At 63.9% G+C, this 21402-nt stretch carries 20 protein-coding genes and 1 riboswitch; of the genes, 11 read left to right on the top strand and 9 right to left on the bottom strand.

Annotation, left to right across the window (positions count from 1 at the left end):
* Positions 1-6: 6 nt before the first annotated feature.
* From MIC97_RS15120 to MIC97_RS15110, 3 genes are all read right to left on the bottom strand, one after another.
* Positions 7-672, bottom strand: a complete 666-nt coding sequence (locus tag MIC97_RS15120; RefSeq protein WP_239800691.1) for an ATP-binding cassette domain-containing protein — start codon at positions 670-672, stop codon at positions 7-9.
* Between the two features lie 4 nt (positions 673-676).
* A complete protein-coding gene (locus MIC97_RS15115) occupies positions 677-1096 on the bottom strand; it encodes a hypothetical protein (protein WP_239801156.1) in 420 nt (139 codons plus the stop codon).
* A gap of 107 nt (positions 1097-1203) precedes the next feature.
* A complete protein-coding gene (locus MIC97_RS15110) occupies positions 1204-2952 on the bottom strand; it encodes an alkaline phosphatase (RefSeq protein ID WP_239800690.1) in 1749 nt (582 codons plus the stop codon).
* A gap of 158 nt (positions 2953-3110) precedes the next feature.
* A riboswitch (TPP riboswitch) is annotated at positions 3111-3213 on the top strand.
* A gap of 119 nt (positions 3214-3332) precedes the next feature.
* Between MIC97_RS15110 and MIC97_RS15105 the strand changes: the two genes are divergently transcribed.
* The 7 genes from MIC97_RS15105 to MIC97_RS15075 all read left to right on the top strand — a co-directional run bounded on the left by MIC97_RS15105 (position 3333) and on the right by MIC97_RS15075 (position 10128).
* Positions 3333-4112 (top strand): ABC transporter permease, encoded by a 780-nt coding sequence (locus MIC97_RS15105; RefSeq protein WP_239800689.1) that lies wholly within the window; start codon positions 3333-3335, stop codon positions 4110-4112.
* Entirely contained in the window at positions 4112-5047 is a 936-nt protein-coding gene (locus tag MIC97_RS15100; RefSeq protein ID WP_239801155.1) for an ABC transporter substrate-binding protein, read from the top strand. The genes MIC97_RS15105 and MIC97_RS15100 overlap by 1 nt, the downstream gene beginning before the upstream one ends.
* The gene (locus tag MIC97_RS15095) at positions 5044-5772 is read left to right on the top strand and encodes a hydroxyethylthiazole kinase (protein WP_239800688.1); all 729 of its coding nucleotides are present in this window, start codon (positions 5044-5046) and stop codon (positions 5770-5772) included. Before MIC97_RS15100 ends, MIC97_RS15095 begins: the two co-directional genes overlap by 4 nt.
* On the top strand, positions 5759-6415 hold the full coding sequence (gene thiE / locus MIC97_RS15090; protein WP_239800687.1) for a thiamine phosphate synthase: 657 nt from the start codon (positions 5759-5761) through the stop codon (positions 6413-6415). Before MIC97_RS15095 ends, thiE begins: the two co-directional genes overlap by 14 nt.
* Positions 6412-7209: a bifunctional hydroxymethylpyrimidine kinase/phosphomethylpyrimidine kinase gene (gene thiD, locus MIC97_RS15085; RefSeq protein WP_239800686.1), complete on the top strand. Its 798-nt coding sequence runs from the start codon at positions 6412-6414 to the stop codon at positions 7207-7209. The genes thiE and thiD overlap by 4 nt, the downstream gene beginning before the upstream one ends.
* Positions 7210-7314: 105 nt before the next feature.
* A complete protein-coding gene (locus MIC97_RS15080) occupies positions 7315-9117 on the top strand; it encodes a TRAP transporter large permease subunit (RefSeq protein WP_239800685.1) in 1803 nt (600 codons plus the stop codon).
* A 15-nt stretch (positions 9118-9132) separates the two neighbouring features.
* On the top strand, positions 9133-10128 hold the full coding sequence (locus MIC97_RS15075; RefSeq protein ID WP_239800684.1) for a TRAP transporter substrate-binding protein: 996 nt from the start codon (positions 9133-9135) through the stop codon (positions 10126-10128).
* A gap of 18 nt (positions 10129-10146) precedes the next feature.
* Here the strand turns inward: MIC97_RS15075 and MIC97_RS15070 are convergent, their stop codons facing one another.
* A complete protein-coding gene (locus MIC97_RS15070) occupies positions 10147-10644 on the bottom strand; it encodes a hypothetical protein (protein ID WP_239800683.1) in 498 nt (165 codons plus the stop codon).
* A 218-nt stretch (positions 10645-10862) separates the two neighbouring features.
* Complete coding sequence (rnk, locus tag MIC97_RS15065; protein ID WP_183827652.1) at positions 10863-11255, bottom strand: nucleoside diphosphate kinase regulator; 393 nt, start codon at positions 11253-11255, stop codon at positions 10863-10865.
* Between the two features lie 522 nt (positions 11256-11777).
* Between rnk and MIC97_RS15060 the strand changes: the two genes are divergently transcribed.
* The 3 genes from MIC97_RS15060 (at position 11778) to htpG (ending at position 16199) form a co-directional block, all read left to right on the top strand.
* Positions 11778-12878 carry a carboxynorspermidine decarboxylase gene (locus MIC97_RS15060; RefSeq protein ID WP_239800682.1) on the top strand — a complete coding sequence of 367 codons (1101 nt, stop codon included), beginning with the start codon at positions 11778-11780 and terminating at the stop codon, positions 12876-12878.
* A 42-nt stretch (positions 12879-12920) separates the two neighbouring features.
* On the top strand, positions 12921-14153 hold the full coding sequence (locus MIC97_RS15055; protein WP_239800681.1) for a saccharopine dehydrogenase family protein: 1233 nt from the start codon (positions 12921-12923) through the stop codon (positions 14151-14153).
* A gap of 156 nt (positions 14154-14309) precedes the next feature.
* The gene (htpG, locus tag MIC97_RS15050; protein WP_239800680.1) at positions 14310-16199 is read left to right on the top strand and encodes a molecular chaperone HtpG; all 1890 of its coding nucleotides are present in this window, start codon (positions 14310-14312) and stop codon (positions 16197-16199) included.
* Between the two features lie 71 nt (positions 16200-16270).
* Here htpG and pcaF read toward each other — a convergent pair whose 3' ends face one another.
* Genes pcaF through MIC97_RS15035 form a run of 3 tightly spaced genes read right to left on the bottom strand, consistent with a single transcriptional unit; the run spans position 16271 to position 18871 of the window.
* Positions 16271-17479: a 3-oxoadipyl-CoA thiolase gene (gene pcaF, locus MIC97_RS15045; protein ID WP_239800679.1), complete on the bottom strand. Its 1209-nt coding sequence runs from the start codon at positions 17477-17479 to the stop codon at positions 16271-16273.
* A 1-nt stretch (position 17480) separates the two neighbouring features.
* Entirely contained in the window at positions 17481-18152 is a 672-nt protein-coding gene (locus MIC97_RS15040) for a 3-oxoacid CoA-transferase subunit B (RefSeq protein WP_239800678.1), read from the bottom strand.
* Entirely contained in the window at positions 18149-18871 is a 723-nt protein-coding gene (locus MIC97_RS15035) for a 3-oxoacid CoA-transferase subunit A (RefSeq protein ID WP_239800677.1), read from the bottom strand. The genes MIC97_RS15040 and MIC97_RS15035 overlap by 4 nt, the downstream gene beginning before the upstream one ends.
* A 136-nt stretch (positions 18872-19007) precedes the next feature.
* Between MIC97_RS15035 and MIC97_RS15030 the strand changes: the two genes are divergently transcribed.
* Positions 19008-19769 (top strand): IclR family transcriptional regulator C-terminal domain-containing protein, encoded by a 762-nt coding sequence (locus tag MIC97_RS15030; RefSeq protein WP_239800676.1) that lies wholly within the window; start codon positions 19008-19010, stop codon positions 19767-19769.
* Between the two features lie 66 nt (positions 19770-19835).
* Here the strand turns inward: MIC97_RS15030 and MIC97_RS15025 are convergent, their stop codons facing one another.
* Positions 19836-21401, bottom strand: a complete 1566-nt coding sequence (locus MIC97_RS15025) for a 4-hydroxyphenylacetate 3-hydroxylase family protein (protein WP_239800675.1) — start codon at positions 21399-21401, stop codon at positions 19836-19838.
* Between the last annotated feature and the right edge of the window lies 1 nt (position 21402).

The raw sequence follows: 21402 nt of genomic DNA, 5'->3' as shown, positions 1-21402 counted from the left end.
AGATCCTCATGCAGCCAGACGGCCGTTTTCGAGCCGCAGCGTGCGACTCATGCGGCCGATCAGCCGCTCGTCATGGCTTGCCACGATCAGCGTGGAGCCCGCCTCTTCGGTCAGATCGACCAGCAGGCTGGCGACCGATGCGCCGGCTTCCGCGTCGAGGCTCGCGGTCGGCTCATCCGCCACGATCACGCCCGGACGGCCGACCAGAGCGCGCGCCACGGCCACGCGCTGCATCTGGCCGCGCGACATCGTGCCGACGAGCTGACCGGGGCGCTGGATATCGACCCGCGCCAGCAGGTCGCGGGCGCGCGCCTGCATTCCGTCGGGCAGGCGCAGATGCGACAGGCGCTGCGGCAAAAGCACATTGGCCTCGGCCGAAAGGCCGGGGAACAGATGGAAATCCTGCATCACGAGGCCGACATTTCGGGCCCGCCAGCGATCGCGCCCACCTTCGGGCAGCGCTGCGATATCCTCTTCGTTCCAGACCACGCGGCCGGCTCCCGCCCGCTCCATGCCCGTCACGATGTTGATGAAGGTGGTCTTGCCCGACCCCGAAGGCCCCGCCAGAGCAACCATTTCCCCGGCTTCCAGCCGCAACCCGGCCAAATCGAGCGCTGGCACGGGAAGTCCCGGATAACGGACCTGAAGCCCTTCGACCGACAGAGCCTGCATCACCCTAAACCCTTCGGAAATCGGCGTTGACGATGCGCAGCAGGCTGACGAAACCCGTGTCCGGATCGGTCCACGAACCGACTTCGAGCTTGCCGGAAACCTCGATGGTGGCATTTGCCTGTTCGAAGGTCTGGGCATGGTCGAGATAGACGACGATAATGTCGTCAGGCCAGTCCGCATCGGACGAGCAGAACGGACACAGCGCCATCGGAATTTCAGTGAGCACGAAGAAATTGGCTTCCGCCTTCAGGGGCGGCGCCATGAAGCCGCGCATGGCGACCGGCTTGCCTTCCAGAGCCTTCACCTTGTCGGAGAAGGTCAGGCCCAGCACGCTGACCTTGCCATAGAGTTCATTGAAGGAAATCGGGCTCGGTGCCGAACGGGCCGGCCTTGCCGAAAGGCAGAGCGCAGCGGCACCGATCATGGCGAGCGCCTGCCGGCGATCCGGGGCGGTGAAGATCATCGCAGCCTCCTTGACTGAACGGGTGCAGGCCCGGAGACGATCCGGGCCTGCCGCTTCTTGTTTACGTGTTACTTTTTCTGCGTGGTACCAAGCGCCAGAGCGTCGGCCAGAACGCGGTAGACGTCGCTCTGCTCCATGTAGCCTTTGAAGTTCTCGGAGCCGGGGCCGGTCGCCTGCAGCACCACGTCGTCAACGGCGTGAACGCCGGTGTCGCCGTCACGCGGAATGTTGCCCTCCACGAACACCGCGCCGGGGACATCCTTGTAGGCTTCGTTGGCGATGTACTTCTTGTTTTCGTCCTGAATGGCCGGAACAAACGGACCATCCAGCTTCGGGCGGAAGGTTTCGTAGTGGTCGGGACCATTGTTGGCGGCCAGGAACAGGCGGCGCGAGACATCGACACTGTCGGGATAGCCGTCGCCGTTGGAATCGACGTAGTTCGGGAAACCGGCCTCGGCATAGGTGCCGACCTTCTCGCGCATCTCGTCGCCGGGCTTCTCGTCATCGACCGTGCCGATGATCGAAACGCCATGGGTGTGGTCGCCGGTGACGACGATCAGCGTATCGGGGTTCTTCTCGGCGAATTCACGGGCAACGCCGATCGCCTTGTCGAACTCGATGGTGTCCACGATGGCGCGGTCCCAGTCGAGCGGATGGGACATCTTGTCGATATTGGCGCCTTCCACGACGAGCACGAAGCCTTCGGCGTTCTTCTCAAGCTGGCCGATGGCGGCCTTGGTCATATCGACCAGACCGGGCTGCTCGGGAAACTTCCCGACAGTGCCCTTCTTGAGGAACTCACGGTCGAGGGTGGTGTCCATGTTGCCGGTGTGGAAGAGGCCCAGAACCTTGCCGCTGTTGGAGCCGGCGGCGGCCTCAAGCTCGCCCCTGGTGGTGGCCAGCGTATAGCCGGCATCCTTGAAGCCCGCAACGTGATCGATGTCGTCCTTGCGCTTCGAGCCGGCAACGGACTGCGGCAGGAAGTAGGCCGAACCACCGCCAAGAATGACCTCCGGCTTCAGATCAAAGATCTGAGTGTTGATCGCCGCCTTCTCGGCGCGGCGACGGGTGTGGGAAAAGAGCGCTGCCGGCGTCGCGTCCTGAAGCTCGGAGGTGGTGACGATACCGACCGACTTGGAGGTCTGGCGGCGCAGGGCCTCGACCAGCGTCTCGACCTTCGGGTCGTCGAACGGATCGGCGGTACGGTCGGCGTAGACGCCGATCGCGTTCACGGCGCTCTTGTGGCCGGTCATGTAAGCCGACATGGTGTTGGCGCTGTCGGTGGCGATCGCTTCGGTGGACGAGGTGCCGATGAAGGCCATGCGATCCAGATCATCCATGTTGAGGCGGCCATTGGCCTTGCCCTCGGTCATGCCCCTGGACATGATGCGCGCGGCGGTGCGATGGGCGACGGACAGACCGTCGCCGAGGAAGAAGATCACATTCTTCGCCTTGGGCTCGGTCGCCGTACCATAAACTTCCCAGGTCACGGTTTTCTCATCGTCGCCGGCCTTGGCGACCACGGTGTAGGTGCCGGGCTCGGTGATCGTCACGCCTTCCAGACGCACGGCAGAAGCCTCGACGCCGTCTTCCTTCTCGATGAAGGTGGCTTCCTTGCCAAGAACTTCCGCGGCCGGCTTGCCGTTGATGGTGACGGTGACATCGGAACCCGCGACAACACCATCGAACTCGACTTTCACGTCGAAGGGCGAAGCGGTGAGAATCGTTGCCCTGTCGAGCGGGTAGACCGTGGCGGCGCCGGCAACGGCCGGAACCAGTATGGTTGTTGCGGTCAGAATGGCGAGTAGGCTTCGCATGATCGGGTTCTCCGTAAACTCAAAAAAGAGAACCGCTAGCTAGGACCCGCACGTTACAGCGCGATGACAGCTCGCGATCGGGCTGATGACAGCCCCCTTCCGTTCACTGGCCAGCGGCAACGTCGCTTGACAGAACCGGGCGCTTGAAACATAGATGGCTTCATTCCGAGGGGGGCGCCGTACGGCGCTGAGATGGCAGTGAGCCGGACCCTTGAACCTGATCCGGGTTATGCCGGCGTAGGAACGGAACAAGGGCCTTCGGGCAATCCTGCCAATTCTTCGCACACCTGGATCTCCATGATGACAAGTCGGGAGATCGCCATGCAGCATCGATACGAATTCCGCCCGCCGACACGATTCCGCTTCTAGGGAATCGCGACATGCCGGCTGTTCTGGCAGCATTGCGCACCACGCTGGTGCTGGTGGCCTCATGGCAGGCCATCGTCATGGCCTTTGCCCCGCCGCGCTACATATTGCCGGCGCCGCTGGACGTCGCGGCCGCCTTCCAGCGGCAGCCGCTCTATCTTTTCGACAACATGCTGGTGACGCTGGCCGAGATCGCCGCCGGGTTCGTCACTGGTACGCTCGCAGGCGTGGCGACCGCGCTTGCCATCGCCAGCTTTCCGCGCCTTGGCCGCGCGGTCTGGCCCGTGGTGCTGGTTCTGCAAGCCTTTCCGGTCTTCGTCATCGCGCCGCTGCTGGTGCTGTGGTTCGGCTTCGGCATGACCTCCAAGGTGGTGATGACGGCGCTCATCATCTTCTTTCCCGTGGCCTCCGCCTTTGCGGACGGGCTGCGGCGCACGCCGCCGGAAATCGTCGATGCCGCCGCCCTCACCCCGGCGAGCCACCGCCAGACGCTGTTTCTGCTGCGCGTGCCACTGGCGATTCCCGCACTGGTTTCCGGGTTGCGGGTCGCCGCCCCCCTTGCTCCGCTGGGAGCAGTGATCGGCGAATGGGTGGGCGCATCGGCAGGGCTCGGCTTCGTCATGGTTCAGGCGAATGCCCGCATGCAGACCGACACCATGTTCGCGGCCATGGCCGTCATCGCCGCCCTCACCCTCCTGTTACGGCGGGCCGTCGATGCCCTTGCCCCCCTTCTCACGCCTTGGGCGCGCGAAGGCGGATTCTCTTCCCATCATCAGCAAAGGAAATCCTCATGATCCGATCCTGCGCGCTCGCGCTTCTGCTTTCCGTCACAACCGCAGGCGCCGCCCATGCGACCGACAAGCTCACCGTGATGCTGGAATGGTTCGTCAACCCCGACCATGCGCCACTGGTGGTGGCAAAGGAGCTCGGCCTGTTTGAGGAAGCGGGGCTTGAGGTGGAGCTTGTGCCGCCTGCCGATCCCTCGATCGTGCCGCGCGCGGTGGCCTCCGGCAAGGCCGAGATCGGCATCCATTATCAGCCCAATCTCTATCTCGACCATGATGCCGGCGTTTCGCTGGTGCGCTTCGGCACACTGGTCGAGACACCGCTCAACACGCTCACGGTTCTGGCCGACGGGCCGATCAGGGAGCTAAAGGACCTCGAAGGCAAGAAGATCGGCTACTCGGTTTCCGGTTTCGAGGACGCCATCATTTCCCGGATGCTGGGCAATGCCGGCGTGGACAAGAGCAAGATCGAGCTGGTCAACGTCAATTTCGCCCTGTCACCGTCGCTGATCAGCGGGCAGGTTGACGCCACCATCGGCGGCTACCGCAATTTCGAGCTCACCCAGATGAAGCTCGAAGGCCATGAAGGCCGCGCCTTCTTCCCCGAGGAGCACGGCATTCCGGTCTATGACGAGCTGGTGTTCATCACCCGTCCGGAACTGGCCGGCGACGACCGCCTGAGGCGCTTTCTCGTCGCGGTGGAGAAAGGCGCGATCCACCTCACCAATCACCCGCAGCAGGGGTGGGAGCTGTTCATCAAGGCTTATCCGGATCTCGATGACGAGCTGAACAAGGCCGCGTGGTACGACACGCTGCCGCGCTTCGCCAAGCGGCCCTCGGCACTCGACCGCGCACGCTATGCCCGCTTCGGGGCATTCCTTGAGGAAAGCGGGCTGATCAAGAAGGCCCCTGCGGTCGAAGACATCGCGGTGGAACTGCAATGAGCGCGATCCGACACGCAGCCGGCCTGCTGGACGAGGTGCGCCGGCGCCGCCCGCGCGTTCATTGCCTGATGAACGGCGTGGTCCCTAAATTCGTCGCAGACGGGCTTTCGGCGCTGGGCGCGATTCCTTCCATGACCTCCTCGCCCGAGGAGGTCGGAAATTTCGTCGCCAAGGCGGATTCGCTGCTGGTCAATCTCGGCACGCTGGATGCCCAACGCCGCGAGGCCATCGGCATTGCGGTGAATGTCGCTACGGAGCGGGGGCGGCCATGGGCGCTCGATCCCGCCCATTGCGACTACTCGCCCCCGCGCGCCGCCTTCGCGCAGGAACTGCTGGCGCGTGGTCCCGCGGTGCTGCGCGCCAATGCGGCCGAATTCGACCTGCTTTCCGTGCCCGCCGCAGTGGTGGCGGTACGAACCGGCAAGGCGGATCGCATCGCGCACAACGGGGCATCCTTCTCAGTGACCAACGGCCATCCGCTGACCGCATTGGTGACGGGAACCGGCTGTCTTTCCGGTGCCGTCATCGCCGCCTTCCTCGCCATCGAACCCGATCCCTATCTGGCCGCATGCGCGGCCATGCTCGCCTTCGGTGTGGCAGCCGAGATGGCGGGCAAGGTGGCTGCCGGGCCGGGCAGCTTCGAGCCTGCCCTTCTCGACGCGCTCGCCAATCTCGAAGGCGCTCACATTCCTACATTCGCAAAGGCAGATCATGAACAGGGTTGACTACAGGCTGAACGCCATCATCGACGGCGCGCTGCGCCCGCTCGGCAATCTGGCTGAAATGGCCGGCATCGCCGCGCGCAGCGGCGCCACCATCATCCAGTACCGCGACAAGGAGGCCTCGACGCGACAGATGATTGCGGAGGCGGAGGCAATCCGTGCAGCGCTCGCCGGAACCGGCGTCCCGCTGGTGGTGAACGACCGTGTGGACGTGGCCCTTGCGGCGGGTGCCGACGGCATCCACATCGGCCGCGACGACATGCCGGCCGAGACCGCGCGCCGCCTGCTCGGCCACGATGCCATCATCGGCCTGACGGTGAAGAACGAGGCGGACGCAGATGCGGCCATCGCCGCTCCCATCGACTATGCCTGCATCGGCGGCGTGTTCGAGACCCTTTCCAAGAAGAACCCGGATGCGCCGGTCGGGCTCGAAGGATTTAGTGTCCTGCGCGCACGCATCCGCGCAGCGAAACCCGAACTTCTGGTTGGCGCGATCGCCGGCATCGACGTGCCGCGCACGGCGCAGGTGGTACAGGCCGGCGCGTCGGGCGTGGCGGTGATTTCGGCCATTTTTCGGGCCGCCGACATTGCCGCTGCGACCCGAGAGCTACGAGCGGCAGTAGACAATGCCGGAGGCCGACCATGACGGCAATCGCGCTCACCATCGCCGGTTCGGACAGCGGCGGCGGGGCCGGCATACAGGCCGACCTGAAAACCTTCTCGGCGCTCGGCGTCTTCGGCACCAGCGCCATCACCGCGATCACCGTGCAGAACACGCAAGGGGTGCGCGACGTCGAGGACATCAGCCCACATATCGTCGCCGGCCAGATCGACGCGCTCTACGAGGACATGGAGATCGACGCCGCCAAGATCGGCATGGTCTCGCGCATCGATACGATCATGGCCATCGCCAGCGCCCTGCGCCGCCACAAGGTGCGGCCGGTGCTCGATCCGGTGATGGTCGCCACTTCCGGCGACCGTCTGTTGCAGGCCGACGCCATCGAGGCACTGCGCAGCGAGTTGCTGCCGCAGGCCATCATCGTCACGCCCAACCTGCCCGAGGCCGCCCTGCTCAGCGGCAGGCCCGTAGCGGAAGACGAGGCGCAGATGATCGCGCAGGCGGAGAGCCTGCTGGAGACCGGAGCAAATGCGGTCCTGATCAAGGGCGGCCACGGCACGGGGCCGGAAAGCACGGACCTTTTGCTCGACGGCTCCTCCCTGACCCGGCTTTCGCGCCCGCGCATCGCTACGCCCAACACCCACGGCACCGGCTGCACGCTCTCTGCTGCAATCGCCGCCGGGCTGGCGCGCGGCATGCCACTTGCCGAAGCCGTCGCGCAGGCAAGGGATTACCTGCACCAAGCCCTTCAAGCCGGGGCAGACCTCGCCATCGGCAAGGGCAGTGGCCCGGTCCATCACTTCCATCACTGGTGGCGTTAGAGCCTTTCCGGTGAAAAAAGGGATCACCTCGAATGCTCTCTCTTTTTGTTTCTACGCAGTTCCGGCCGCAAAACCGCTGCGCACATTTGCTGGAACGGCTCTAGGATGACCCGCGCCGGCCATTGGGCAGCTATTTTGCAGCGCGCGCTGGGGCGCGCCTGCGGCGTGGTGCTTGCCCTGATGCTGGCGGCGGTGACGGCAACGACCCTGCAGCGCTATCTGCTGGGTTCGGGCTTCCTCGGCATCGAGGAAGCCATGGTGTGGCTGCTGCTGCTGCTCGCCTGCCTCGGCTTTCCGATGATCGCCGATGGCGCGCTGGCGATGCGCATCGAGCTTTTCGCCCATCGCCGCAAAAGCAGATGGGCCGCCTTGCGCGAGACACTTGCGGAAGCCTTTACCCTTGCCGCCTGCGGCGTGCTGGCCACGGCCGGAACGAAAGCCGCTCTGGAGGTCGGCGGGCATTCCGCCCTGCTCGGCCTTGGCGAATGGATGCGCCCGGCAGCGCTCGGGCTGGCCGGCGCAGCCGGGATCGCAATGCGGGTGCTTGTGCTGATCGGCGCGCGGCGCAAAGGGCTTCTGCTTGCCGCCGGCGCGGTTGCAGCGCTGATGCTCATGCCGGTTGCCGCCGGGGTGTCCTCATCCCTGCTTTCGCCCAGCCTTGCCGCGCTCATCGTGATCGGCATCGGCATCCTTGTCGGCGCGCCGCTTGTCCATGCCTTCGTGCTCGCCGGCTATGTCGCGCTCGCCTTCGGCAGCATGCTGGTCGAGCCGGCTCTGGCGTTGTCGCTGCTTGGCGGCATCGGCCGCTATCTGCTGCTCGCCATTCCCTTCTTCCTGCTGGCCGGGGGCTTGCTGACCATCTCGGGCGCCGCCAGCGATCTGGTGCGCTTCGCCGCCGCGATGGTCGGGAGGCGCCGCGCCGGGCTCGGCCAGACCGTGCTTCTGACCAGCGTGTTATTTTCCGGCGTGTCGGGCTCGTCCATCGCCAATGCGGCGTTCAGTTCCAAGACCTTCATGAAACCGCTGACCGCAGCCGGCTATACGCCCGAACGCGCTGGCGCGATCATCGCCTCCACCGCCGTTCTCGACAACATCATCCCGCCCTCCATCGCCTTCCTGATTCTGGCCGCGGCCACCAACCTGCCGGTCGGCCCCCTGCTGACGGGGGGCCTTTTCGCCGGGCTTGCGCTGGCGGCGGCGCTGGCCGTGGCCATCCATTTCAGGGCTGTCATCGAGGTCCCCACTGCCAGCGAACCGCAAGCTTCGCGCGCGCGGCTGGCGCTGCGGGCCGTGCCGGTCTTCGGGCTGGGGCTGATCGTGGTGGCCGGCATCCGTTTCGGCATCGTCAGTCCCACCGAGGCTGCGGCGCTGGCCGCGGCCTACACGCTGGTGCTGGCCCTGTGCGGCCGTCACAGCCGCGCCGGCATCTTCCCTGCCCTTCAACAGGCAGGCGTCGAAACCGCCGCCATCATCATGCTGATCGGGGCTGCGACCCCGCTCGCCTTCCTGTTGGCCATAGACGGCATCGGCCCATGGGCCACCGGCCTTGCCCGGTCCCTCGGCGAAAATCCGTTCATGGTCATGATCGCAGCCAATCTCATCCTGCTCGGCGTCGGCCTCGTGCTCGACATCGGCGCCGCCATATTGCTGTTCTCCCCGATCCTGCTGCCTGTCGCTGCCGCGGTGGGCATCGATCCGGTCGCATTCGGCGTCGTGGTGGTCGTCAACCTGATGATCGGCGGGCTGACGCCGCCGGTCGGTATACTGGTGCAGGTCACGAGTGCCGCCACCGGCGTGCCGGCAACCCGCCTGTTCTCCGCCACCCGTTCCTATCTCGCAGCGCTGCTTCTGGCGCTGCTGTGCATCAGCATGGGCATCGCCGCCCACGCCGCTTTCCTTAGCCCCTGATCAAGGACCAGAGCCATGCAAACCAATCGCCGCACCTTCCTTTCCGGACTTGCCGCAATGCCGCTTGCCATGCCGGCACTGAGCCGCTCCCTCGCCGCAACGCCCGTCGTCGCAGCCTCGCTGCTGGGCGACGACAAACCCGAAACGCTGGTGTGGAAGCACATAGCCGAGACGGTGGAGCGCGAACTGCCGGGGCGCTTCGCTTTCAACATCGTGCCGAACGCGGCACTCGGCGGCGAGAAGGAAGTGGCGGAAGGCATCCGCCTCGGCTCCATTCAGGCCAGCCTGTCGACGCTCTCCAACCTGTCTACATGGGTGCCGCAAACGCAGCTTTTCGACCTGCCCTTCCTCTTCCGCGATGCTTCCCATCTCGAGGCCGCGCTGGAGGGCGCGTGTGGAGATGACCTTGGCGCGAGGCTGGAAAAGGAAGGCATCGTCGCGCCCGCCTTCATCAATTACGGTGCACGCCATCTGCTGGCGCGCGAGCCCCTGCTGTCACCGGACGAGGTGAAGGGCAAGCGCATCCGCGTCATCCAGAGCCCGCTGCATGCGCAATTGTGGGAAAGTTTCGGCGCGCATCCGATCGCGCTGCCGATCACCGAAACCTACAACGCGCTGTCCACCGGCCATGTCGACGCCATGGATCTGACCTTGTCCGCTTATGCGGGCTTTCGCCTTTACGAGGTCGTGCCGCAGGTCACGCGGACCGGCCACATTCACGCGGCGGGCGCCGTGATCTTCTCCGGCCGCTTCTGGTCGGGACTGGACGAGGAAGCCCGCTCCGTCCTGCAAAAGGCCGCCGTCGAGGGCGCGCGCCATTTCAACGCACTGATGGCGGCCGACGAAAAGGCGTCGGTGAAGGTTGCCGAAGACGGCGGAGCCGTCCTTCATGAAGTCACCGACCGGGCTGCGTGGGAAGCTCCGGCACGTGCGGTGTGGGAAAGCTTCGCTGAACGCGTCGGCGGCATGGAGCGCATCGAGGCCGTGGCCGCCGGACAGTGCAGCGCCTGATCTGCCGGCCCAAGCCTGTCAGGCAGCGCTCGGGCCGGGATCGTCATCCGGATCGAAGGCGACAGGTGCGGCCATGCTTCGGGGCCGGAAGGCCACCACTTTCCTGACGGAGCCGGCCGCACGCGCCTGTGCCTCCGGCTGCGACAGGATCTCGCGAACCTGCACCAGTTCGACACCGCCGTTTTCGGCCGGAACCCGGAGCGCCGAGCCTGCTGAAAGACCAAGCAGCGCGAGACCGTGCAGCGTGCGGATGGAAAGGACACCCGCTCCTTCCTCTGCCTCGCCTGCAACGATTTCGCGTGGACCACGGGTTGTCTGATCAACCACATAGATCAGCCGTGTGCCGATCGTCACCACGTTCGACGGGATATCGTCGCGGAAATAGATGGTGCTTTCGCGCACCTTGCGTTCAAGCAGCGACATGAACGCATCATAGGGGCCGTTGTGCCGTTCCAGAATCGCCTGGAGGGTCGTGTGGTCCCCTGTTGTGAGTTGGAAATGAGGCTCCGTCACCATGGCAAATCTCCCGCAGGAACGGGTAAGCCGTTCCGACGCCAGTCCGTTATGGCTTGATGGATCACTCCCCTGATGCGGGTCGTCGCATCAGGGGTCAGAGGCCTGCGATCAGGCACCCCGCGTGATGGAAAAATCTGTGTGGAGCGCCGGCAACAAGGCTGCCGCGAACAATCATTTCGGGCTGTTCAGGCAGGGCAACACGCGCCGGCACATCCGCCTCACGAAGCTTCGACGACGTCTTCCACCGAGGTGATGGTGAGGCGATGCGTGCGGCCGTCATTGGCGGTCCAGTCGATGGACTGACCGACCTTGAGGCCCAGCAGCGCCGTGCCGATCGGCGTGAGGATCGAGACCTTGCCCTGTGCGATATCGGCATCGGCCGGATAAACCAGCGTGACGCGGCGCTTGTTGCCGTCATCTGATTCGTAATCGACGGTCGCGCCCATCTGCACGGTGTTTTGCAGCGCATTGCCCGAGGCGGCCACCTTGGCGCGCTCCAGCTCGTTGAGCAGGGCGTCGGCCATTTCCGGCTTCCTCTCAAGAAGGCCGTTGGCAAGGGTGGTCAGCCGATCGTGGTCGGCCTTGCTGATGATGATGCTCGGTTTGCGCATGGCGTTTTCTGCTTCGCTCTGCCGCCCGCACGGGCGGTGTGTTGAGCCCGAAGGTGTCGCCTCAGGGCCTTCCGGTTGAAGGTTCTGGTGCTGTCCTGCACCGCTGGATTTCGAAGATGGAATACCCCCGGACTCGGGGGGACGGCCCGAGCCGGGTCAGCATCCCATCAAGGGATGACACCGAAACATGATATGGGCCCACGAAATACTCATGCTTAATAGCTTGGATCATATTGGCGTTTTGTCAAGCAGGACCGTGTCGTGAAGATGTCACTTGAACTTAAGGGGGGGGTCCATTAACTTCCGCGGCATGAAGACGACCCTGAGACCCAGACTGGAGCCCGCGAGGTAAGCGGGCGCATTGCCCGGACGCTGATGATCAAGCGTCGCCGGGTCGTCATTTTCCTTTCAAACGAATCTGAAACAATCCGCCTGGAGCCGCGGACAAGGTTTCAAAAAGCGTTTCCCCGAAATCCGAAGTTTGAAATCTCCTTATCCGGGAGAATTTCGCGAGCAGGCCGAATGACCCTTCAGACCCCCTACTACCTGATCGACAAGGCTAATCTTCTCCGCAACATGGAAAAGATCGCCTATGTGCGCGAAAAATCGGGGGCAAAAGCCCTGCTGGCACTGAAATGCTTCGCCACCTGGTCGGTGTTCGACTTCATGCGCCAGTACATGGACGGCACAACCTCCTCCTCGCTCTACGAAGTACGGCTCGGCCGCGAGAAATTCGGCGGCGAAACGCATGCCTATTCGGTTGCCTACGCCGATTACGAGATCGACGATGTCGTCTCTCACGCCGACAAGATCATCTTCAACACCATCGGCCAGCTTGAGCGGTTCGGGGATCGCGCCGGCAACATCGCGCGCGGCCTGCGGCTCAATCCCGGCATCTCGTCATCCTCCTTCGATCTCGCCGATCCGGCCCGCCCGTTCAGCCGGCTGGGCGAATGGGATGCGGCGCAGGTTGAAAAGGTCATGGACCGTGTCAGCGGCTTCATGATCCACAACAATTGCGAGAATTCGGACTTTTCCCTGTTCGACAAGATGCTGTCGCAGATCGAGGAGAAGTTCGGGTCGCTGCTCGCAAAGGCCGAATGGGTGAGCCTCGGCGGCGGCATTCATTTCACCGGCGACAACTATCCGCTCGACGCCTTCTGCGAACGCCTCCGGGCGTTTTCCGAACGCTTCGGGGTGCAGGTCTATCTGGAGCCGGGCGAGGCCGCGATCACCAGAAGCACCACGCTGGAGGTGAGCGTGCTCGACACGCTGTTCAACGGCAAGCAGCTCGCCATCGTGGATTCGTCGATCGAAGCGCACATGCTCGACCTTCTGATCTATCGCGAGACCGCCAAGGTGGCGCCGAATGAAGGCCCGCACCGCTACATGGTCTGCGGCAAATCGTGCCTTGCCGGCGATATCTTCGGCGAGTTCGATTTCCCGACAGATCTGAAACCCGGCGACCGCATCTCCATTCAGGACGCGGCCGGCTACACCATGGTCAAGAAGAACTGGTTCAACGGCGTCAACATGCCGGCAATCGCGATCCGTGAACTGGACGGATCGGTCAGGACCGTCCGCGAGTTCGGATTCGCGGATTACGAGCAGAGCCTCTCATAAGGCCTGCACTTTCCCTCCAGCGATAAGGAAACATCCCCCGGAATGAAGAAAAACGTGCTCATCATCGGCGCCGGCGGCGTGGCGCAGGTCGTGGCGCATAAGTGCGCGCAGAACAACGATGTGCTCGGCGATCTGCATATCGCCTCGCGCACTCTTGCGAAGTGCCAGTCCATCGTGGACTCCGTCCGGGAAAAGAAGGCCATGAAGGCCGAAGGCGTGTTCGAGGCCCATCAGCTCGACGCGTTTGATATCGAGGCGACCATTGCGCTGATCAAGAAGACCGACGCCAAGATCGTCATCAATGTCGGCTCTGCCTTCCTCAACATGTCGGTCATGTCTGCCTGCATCGACACGGGTGCGGCCTATATCGACACCGCCATCCACGAAGACCCGGCCAAGGTGTGCGAGACGCCGCCATGGTACGCCAACTACGAGTGGAAGCGTCGCGAGGAGGCCGAGAAGGCCGGCGTCACCGTGATCCTCGGTGCTGGCTTCGACCCCGGCGTGGTCAACGCCTATGCCAAGCTTGCCTATGACGACTATTTCGACCGCATCGATTCGATCGACATCATAGACATCAACGCCGGCAGCCATGGCCGCTGGTTCGCCACCAATTTCGATCCCGAGATCAACTTCCGCGAGTTCACCGGCCGCGTGTGGTCGTGGCAGGACAGCAAGTGGACCGAGAACAAGATGTTCGAGATCGGCAAGGAATGGGACCTGCCCGTCGTCGGCACGCAGAAGGCCTACATGACCGGCCATGACGAGGTTCACTCGATCTCGCAGATCCTGAAGGTGCCGAATGTGCGCTTCTGGATGGGCTTCGGCGACCACTACATCAACGTCTTCACCGTGCTGAACAATCTGGGCCTGCTGTCCGAGAAGCCGGTGAAAACGGCGGAAGGGCTCGAAGTGGTGCCGCTCAAGGTGGTCAAGGCGGTGCTTCCCGATCCCGGTTCGCTGGCCCCCGACTACACCGGCAAGACCTGCATCGGCGATCTCGTGAAGGGCGTGAAGGACGGCAAGGAACGCGAAGTCTTCATCTACAACGTCGCCGACCATAAGGAAGCCTACGAGGAAGTCGGTTCGCAGGGCATTTCCTACACCGCCGGTGTTCCGGCAGTTGCGGCCGCACTTCTGGTCGCCTCCGGCGAATGGGACGTGAAGAAGATGGCGAATGTGGAAGAACTGCCGCCGCGCCCCTTCCTCGACCTGCTCGGCAAGATCGGCCTGCCTACGCGCGTGCGCGAAGGCGACGACGACCGCGCGCTGTAACAACAGCTCGACAGATGAGGGAAAGGCGGGCGAATCCATTTTCGCCCGCCTTTTTCATGGAAAGCAGTTCATCGCTTTCAAGGCTTGAAAATGCGTTCCCGTGCCGCCATCTGGGAGCCGGATAATTCAGAGCGGATAATTCAGGGGCAATCCGACATGACGACGACCACACCCGATATGGAAACCAAAAGCTTCGAGGCCGATGTCGCCCGGCTGCTGCACATGATGGTGCACTCGGTCTATTCCGAGCGCGAGGTGTTCCTGCGCGAACTGATCTCCAACGCCGCCGACGCCTGCGAGAAGCTGCGCTATGAGGCGATCTCCCGGCCCGAGCTGCTGGGCGACGATCCCAAGCCGCGCATCACCATTGTCGCGAATGCCGACAACAGGCGCCTTAGCATCGAGGACAACGGCATCGGCATGAATGGTGCGGACATGACCGAGGCGCTGGGCACCATCGCCCGCTCCGGCACCCGCGCCTTCATGGAACGGCTGGAGGCGGCCAAGGGCGGCGAGAAGGCCGAGCTGGTCGGCCAGTTCGGCGTCGGCTTCTATTCCGCCTTCATGGTGGCCGAGAAAGTCGAGGTCGTGTCTCGTCCGGCCGGATCGGACGAGGCATGGCGCTGGACCTCCGACGGCAAGGGCGCCTACTCGGTAGGTCCGGCGGCACTTGAAGATGCCCCGCAGCGCGGCACCCGCGTCATCCTACACCTGATGGAAGACGCCCTCTCCTTCACCGAGGCCTGGCGCCTCGAACAGCTTGTGCGCTCGCATTCCGGCCACGTGCCGGTGCCTGTCTCGCTGATGGAGAAGCCGGACGCGGAGCCGCGCGAAATCGCCGACGGCACAGCACTTTGGATAAAGTCGAAGAACGACATCAGCACCGAAGAATACACCGACTTCTACCGCAGCGTTGCCGGCCAGTATGACGAGCCCGCCGCCACGATCCATTTCCGCGCCGAGGGCCGCCAGGAATACAATGTGCTGGCCTTCATTCCGGGTTCGCGTCCCTTCGACCTGTTCGATCCGGACCGCTCCGGCCACATGAAGCTCTATGTGCGGCGCGTCTTCATCACCGATGACGCCGAACTGGTGCCGCGCTATCTGCGCTTCGTGCGCGGCATTGTCGATTCCGCCGATCTGCCGCTCAACATCTCGCGCGAGATGATCCAGCAGAACCCACTTCTCGCCGCCATTCGCAAGGGCGTGACCAATCGCGTTCTCAACGATCTCGCCAAAATGGCCGAGAACGATGCCGAGGCTTATGGCAAGATCTGGGAGAATTTCGGCGCGGTCATCAAGGAAGGCCTCTACGAGGACTTCGAGCGCCGCGAGCAGATTCTGAAGCTGGTGCGCTTCACCTCGACCGCATCGGGCGACGAGACCCGCAATCTGGCCGATTATGTCGCGGCCATGAAGGAAGGCCAGAAGGCCATCTACTTCATGACCGGCGACGACCGCGCCCGCCTCGAGGGCTCTCCGCAGCTAGAAGGGTTTAAAGCCCGCGGCATCGAGGTGCTGCTGCTCACCGATCCGATCGATGCGTTCTGGACGGCCAACGCCCCGGATTTCGACGGCAAGCCGTTCAAGTCCATCACGCAGGGCGGTGCCGATCTGGCCGAGATTCCGCTGACCGAGACGGAAGCGAAGGACAAGCCGGAAACTCCGGCCGAAGTCGATGGCTTCCTCGCTTTCGTGAAGGAAACGCTGGGTGACGACGTTTCCGATGTGCGCGCCTCCGAGCGCCTGACCGAGAGCGCGGTCTGCCTCGTTGCGCCCGAGAATGCGCTCGACCGGCAGTTCGAGCGGCTGCTCAGCGCAGCGGGTCGTCTGGACAAGGCCTCGAAGCCGATCCTCGAAATCAACCCGCGCCATCCGCGCATCGCAGCGCTTGCGAAACTTGGCGAAGCCGAGCCGGATTTCCGCAGCGACGTGGCGCATCTGCTCTATGACGAGGCCCGCGTTCTGGACGGGGACCGCCCGCTTGACGCCAAAGCGTTTTCGCAACGCCTCGCCCGGTTGATCGACCGTGGGCTCGGCGCTTAAAAAAGCTCTCTTCAATACAAAACGGCGGGGAAATTCCCCGCCGTTTTCATTTCAGCAAGTGTGCAACCGCCTCAGACGGCCTCGACGGCGATGGCGATGCCCTGCCCGACGCCGATGCACATGGTGGCGAGCGCCAGCCTGCCGCCGCGCAGCTTCAGTTCCAGTGCCGCCGTGCCGGTGATGCGCGCGCCCGACATGCCAAGCGGATGACCAAGCGCAATTGCTCCGCCATTGGGGTTCACCTGAGCGGCATCGTCGGCGATGCCCAGTTCGCGCAGAACCGCAAGGCCCTGTGCGGCAAAGGCCTCGTTGAGCTCGATCACATCGAAGGCGGTGGGCACAAGGCCAAGCCGCGCGCACAGCTTCTGCGTGGCTGGCGCAGGTCCGATGCCCATGATGCGCGGCGCAACGCCGGCGCTCGCCCCGCCCAGAACCCGGGCGATGGGGGTCAGGCCATATTTCTTCACCGCCGCTTCCGAAGCGATGATAAGGGCGGCAGCACCGTCATTGACGCCGGAGGCATTGCCTGCGGTCACCGTGCCGCCTTCCTTCCTGAACGGTGTCGCCAGCCTGGCCAGCGTGTCCACCGTGGTGCCGGCGCGCGGATGCTCGTCCTTCGAGACCACCACTGCATCGCCCTTGCGCTGCGGGATCGTCACCGGCACGATTTCCTGCGCGAGGCGCCCGTTCTCCTGTGCGGCAACCGCCTTGTCCTGACTGCGCACGGCAAAGGCGTCCTGATCGGCGCGGCTGATGCCGAAATCGGCGGCCACGTTCTCGGCCGTCTCCGGCATGGAATCCACCCCATACTGCTTCTTCATCAGCGGGTTGATGAAGCGCCAGCCAATGGTGGTGTCGTGGATTTCGGCAGCGCGCGAGAATGCCGTCTCAGCCTTGGGCATGACGAAGGGCGCGCGGCTCATCGATTCCACGCCGCCGGCGATCATCAGTTCGGCCTCGCCGGCCCTGATGGCGCGGGCGGCACTCATCACCGCATCCATGCCCGAGCCGCACAGGCGGTTGATGGTGGCGCCGGGCACCACATCGGGCAGGCCTGCCAGCAGAAGCGACATGCGGGCCACGTTGCGGTTGTCCTCGCCGGCCTGATTGGCGCAGCCATAGAGCACGTCATCGACCGCCTCCCAGTCGACGGACGCGTTGCGCTCCATCAGCGCCTTCAGCGGCACCGCGCCAAGATCGTCGGCGCGCACCGACGAAAGCGAACCGCCAAAGCGCCCGATCGGCGTGCGGATATAATCGCAGATATAGGCTTCAGACATGTCAGAGCTCCGGAACAGAAAGATCGGCAATGGTTCCCTCGACGACCAGCCCGGCTCCGGTGAGCCCCTGCAATTCGTCAAGACTGATGGCTGCCAGCTTTTCGCGCACAACGAAGCGCTGCGCAACGATGTCGATGACGGCAAGGCTGGTGTAGACACGGGTCACGCAGCCGACGCCGGTAAGCGGCAGGCTGCAGGACTTGACCAGTTTCGGGCGTCCGTCCTTGGTGACGTGATCGGTGATGACGGCCACGCGCTTCGCGCCGTGCACGAGGTCCATCGCTCCGCCGACAGCCGGCACGCCCTTCGGCCCGGTGCTCCAGTTGGCGAGGTCGCCGGTCTCTGCCACTTCGAAAGCGCCGAGGATCGCGACATCGAGATGGCCGCCGCGCACCATGGCGAAGCTGTCGGCATGGTGGAAGAAGGACGCGCCGGGGTTCAGCGTCACCGCCTTCTTGCCGGCATTGATGAGGTCCCAGTCCTCCTCACCCTCGGGCGGGGATTTGCCGAAATTGAGAATGCCGTTTTCGGTATGGAAGATCGCCTGTTTGCCGGGCGGCTGGTATCTGGCGACCATTTCCGGAAAGCCGATGCCGAGATTGACATAGGCCCCGTCCTCGATGTCCTGCGCTGCGCGCCAGGCGATCTGGGCGTTGGTGAGCTTGGTGGTCATGCGTATTCCACTCCCGCGCGGATCAGCGCTTCTTCCTGAGCCGCTTCGCGAATCTCGACGACACGGTCGACGAAAATGCCGGGCGTCACCACATGTTCGGGCTCGATCTCGCCGGCAGCGACGATCTTCGATGCCTGAACGATGGTGGTGGCAGCCGCCATCGCCATCAGCGGCGAGAAATTGCGCGCCGCCTTGCGGTAGGTGAGATTGCCGTGAGGATCCGCGAGTTCGGCCTTGATCAGCGCCACATCGGCCTTCAGCCAGCGTTCCTGCACATAGTTTCGGCCCTCGAACTCAGCGACGGGCTTGCCCTTGGCAAGGTCGGTTCCGTAGGTGGTAGGCGTGTAGAAGGCGGGAATGCCCGCACCGCCGGCGCGGATACGCTCGGCCAGCGTGCCCTGCGGCACCAGCTCCAGCCCGATCTCGCCGGCCAGATATTTTTCCGTGAAGGCGCGCGGATCGGACGAGCGCGGGAACGAACACACCATCTTCGCCACCATGCCTTCGTCGATCATGGCGGCGATGCCGATGCGACCATTGCCGGCATTGTTGTTGATCACCGTCAGGTTCTTCGGGCTTCCGGTGGCGCGAAAGCGGTCGATAAGGGCGTGGATCAGCTCGATGGGCGCGCCTGCGCCACCGAAACCGCCGATCATCACGGCCATGCCATCCTCTATGCCGGCGATCGCTTCTGGAAGGCCGGCGACTGTCTTGTCCATGTCAGCATCCTTTCCGGACGGGCGAAATGAGGCCGGTCCTGTGCGCGCAGACTAGGCAGCGGCAGCCTCTTCCGGCAATGGCATTTGTGCGATATAGTGTATTTGTTGACTTATCGCACAAATGAAAAGGCAGGGCATGACCATTCAGGAGCGCGACATCATGGGCGGGCTGGCCAAGGGGCTGGCGGTGATCGAAACCTTCACAGCCGAACGCCCCCGCCAGTCGATCGCGGAAGTGGCGGTCGCCTCCGGGCTCGACCGGGCGACGGCGCGGCGCTGCCTGCTCACGCTCGCCCATCAGGGCTATGCCGATTACGATGGCAAGTTCTTTACGCTGACGCCGCGCGTGCTGCGGCTGGGCACCGCCTGCCTCGCCACCATGCCCCTGCCGCAGCTCGTCCAGCCCCTGCTCGATGCGCTTTCCGAACAGCTCGGTGAAAGTTCGTCTGTTTCGATCCTCGACGGAGCGGACATCGTCTATGTCGCCCGGGCGGCGCAGAAGAAGGTGATGTCGATTGCCCTGATGCCCGGTTCGCGCCTGCCCGCCTATTGCACCGCGATGGGACGGGTGCTGCTTGCTGCCCTGCCCGGTGATCAGGCGCGCGCGCTGCTTTCAGCGACGCCCTTGCCGGCCCGCACCTCGCACACGCTGACCAACCCTGAAGCGATAATGAGCGAACTGGGCCGCGTGAAAAATCAGGGCTATGCGCTGATCGATCAGGAGGTGGAAATGGGGCTGCGCTCCATAGCCGCTCCGCTGTTCAATGCGCGGGGCGTCGCGGTCGCTGCCGTCAATGTCGGCGTCCCGGCCACCCAGGTCGGCGTGGAAGAACTGGTCCCTCTGTATTTCGAGGCTCTGCGCGGCCTTCAGTCCAACCTGCGCGCCGTTCTCAGATGACGACAAAAGCCCGCCACCGGAAACCGGCGGCGGGCTCTTTCACCTCCAGGCGACGCGAAGCGGAGGCTACTTTCCAGCCAGCGTGTGCAGCGCGTTAACGTCGTTCGGATTGATGAGGTCCTTGGCCACCCAGCCCTTGAGGTCGTATTCGGCCATGCAGCGACGGGCCATGTCCTGCAGCATTTCTAGTTCGCCGGTGGCCTGCGCGGTCAGCAGCGTCTCGATGCGCAGATTGTCCTGATTGCCGGCATAGTTGCGCTCGTAGAGTTCGTGGCGTCCGCCGAACTCCGAGCCGATGGCGTCCCACAAGAGCTTGAGCAGCTTCACCCGGTCGATGGCCGCATAGCCGTTGGAGCCGCGCACGAAGCGGTCGAGATAGGGCCGGATTGCCGGGCTGTCGAAATCGGCCGCCGAAGACGGCAGGTAGATCAGGCCGGAGGCGACGTTCTGCTCGATCAGTTCCTTGATCTTCGGATAGGCCATGGCCGCCAGCACGCGATAGGCAAGGCCGTAATTCATGTTGGGCAGGTTGTAGCCATCCGTGCCCTGCCACGGGATCGGCGACTTCACCATGGCATCGGCAAGGCCGTGGAAAGTGTTGCGCCAGGCCAGAGCCTCGCCGACGGCCGCCTGAACCCCGCGGAAGGTGGACGAGCCGGTGGCCTCGACGGCCATGGAAAACAGTCCGGCGATGAAGTCGAGCTTCACCGCGAAGCGTGAAATGCCGTGCAGCGTGAAGCGCGGCACGAAGCCGGAGGCCGGGAAGAAGGCATTCACCTTCTCGGTGTCGCCATAGATGAAGATGTTCTCCCACGGCACCAGCACCTTGTCGAACACCAGAATGGAATCATTCTCGTCGAGGCGTGACGACAGCGGATAGTCGAAGGGGCTGCCCATAACCGCCGCCTGCGCCTCGTATGACTGACGGGCGATGAGCTTGACACCGTCGGCATCCATCGGGACGGTGAAGATCAGGGCGAACTTCTTGTCCTTGATCGGAATGCCGTAGTGGGCGATGAAATTGTAGTGCGTGAGCGCCGAGCCGGTGGCCACCACCTTGGCGCCCGAAACGACCACGCCGGCATCGGTTTCGCGCTCCACATGCATGAACACGTCCGCCACTTCCTCGATCGGGCGGTCGCGGTCGATCGGCGGGTTGACGATGGCATGGTTCCAGTAGTCCAGCTTCTGCTGGGTGCGGCTGTACCAGCTGCGGGCATTGGCGGCGTAATCGCCATAGAAAGCCGAGTTCGCGCCCAGCGTGCCAAGAAAACTCGCCTTGTAATCCGGTGAACGGCCCATCCAGCCGAAAGCCGGCTGCTGCAGGTCCATGATGGCGTTCTTCGACTTCACCAGATCTTCCGAGGTTTTCGAACCGAGGAAGAAGGGGTGAGTGAGCTTGCCTGACCCGTTATCGCAGGTCACGCCGATATCGGCCTTGTTGGCGTGGAAGCGGTCATACCAGCGCGCCACCATGCGCGCCGAATTGCGGAATGCCGGATGCGTCGTCACATCCCTGACGCGCTCGCCATAGATGTAGATCTCGCGGCCGTCGCGGATGCTTTCGAGGAATTCGCTGCCCGTATAGGCATCTGTCTGGCCGGCGGTGATGTCAGGATTGATCTGGTCCAAG

The organism is Aquamicrobium sp. NLF2-7 (assembly GCF_022359935.1).
Taxonomy (GTDB): Bacteria; Pseudomonadota; Alphaproteobacteria; order Rhizobiales; family Rhizobiaceae; genus Mesorhizobium; species Mesorhizobium lusatiense.
This window is presented reverse-complemented; position numbering and strand designations above follow the sequence as displayed.

Excerpts from the sequence above, each read along its gene's own strand:
- MIC97_RS15120 (WP_239800691.1), bottom strand. The coding sequence starts at position 672 with ATGCAGGCTCTGTCGGTCGAAGGGCTTCAGGTCCGTTATCCGGGACTT.
- MIC97_RS15115 (WP_239801156.1), bottom strand. The coding sequence starts at position 1,096 with ATGATCGGTGCCGCTGCGCTCTGCCTTTCGGCAAGGCCGGCCCGTTCG.
- MIC97_RS15110 (WP_239800690.1), bottom strand. The coding sequence starts at position 2,952 with ATGCGAAGCCTACTCGCCATTCTGACCGCAACAACCATACTGGTTCCG.
- MIC97_RS15105 (WP_239800689.1), top strand. The coding sequence starts at position 3,333 with ATGCCGGCTGTTCTGGCAGCATTGCGCACCACGCTGGTGCTGGTGGCC.
- MIC97_RS15095 (WP_239800688.1), top strand. The coding sequence starts at position 5,044 with ATGAGCGCGATCCGACACGCAGCCGGCCTGCTGGACGAGGTGCGCCGG.
- thiE (WP_239800687.1), top strand. The coding sequence starts at position 5,759 with ATGAACAGGGTTGACTACAGGCTGAACGCCATCATCGACGGCGCGCTG.
- thiD (WP_239800686.1), top strand. The coding sequence starts at position 6,412 with ATGACGGCAATCGCGCTCACCATCGCCGGTTCGGACAGCGGCGGCGGG.
- MIC97_RS15080 (WP_239800685.1), top strand. The coding sequence starts at position 7,315 with ATGACCCGCGCCGGCCATTGGGCAGCTATTTTGCAGCGCGCGCTGGGG.
- MIC97_RS15075 (WP_239800684.1), top strand. The coding sequence starts at position 9,133 with ATGCAAACCAATCGCCGCACCTTCCTTTCCGGACTTGCCGCAATGCCG.
- MIC97_RS15070 (WP_239800683.1), bottom strand. The coding sequence starts at position 10,644 with ATGGTGACGGAGCCTCATTTCCAACTCACAACAGGGGACCACACGACC.
- rnk (WP_183827652.1), bottom strand. The coding sequence starts at position 11,255 with ATGCGCAAACCGAGCATCATCATCAGCAAGGCCGACCACGATCGGCTG.
- MIC97_RS15060 (WP_239800682.1), top strand. The coding sequence starts at position 11,778 with ATGACCCTTCAGACCCCCTACTACCTGATCGACAAGGCTAATCTTCTC.
- MIC97_RS15055 (WP_239800681.1), top strand. The coding sequence starts at position 12,921 with ATGAAGAAAAACGTGCTCATCATCGGCGCCGGCGGCGTGGCGCAGGTC.
- htpG (WP_239800680.1), top strand. The coding sequence starts at position 14,310 with ATGACGACGACCACACCCGATATGGAAACCAAAAGCTTCGAGGCCGAT.
- pcaF (WP_239800679.1), bottom strand. The coding sequence starts at position 17,479 with ATGTCTGAAGCCTATATCTGCGATTATATCCGCACGCCGATCGGGCGC.
- MIC97_RS15040 (WP_239800678.1), bottom strand. The coding sequence starts at position 18,152 with ATGACCACCAAGCTCACCAACGCCCAGATCGCCTGGCGCGCAGCGCAG.
- MIC97_RS15035 (WP_239800677.1), bottom strand. The coding sequence starts at position 18,871 with ATGGACAAGACAGTCGCCGGCCTTCCAGAAGCGATCGCCGGCATAGAG.
- MIC97_RS15030 (WP_239800676.1), top strand. The coding sequence starts at position 19,008 with ATGACCATTCAGGAGCGCGACATCATGGGCGGGCTGGCCAAGGGGCTG.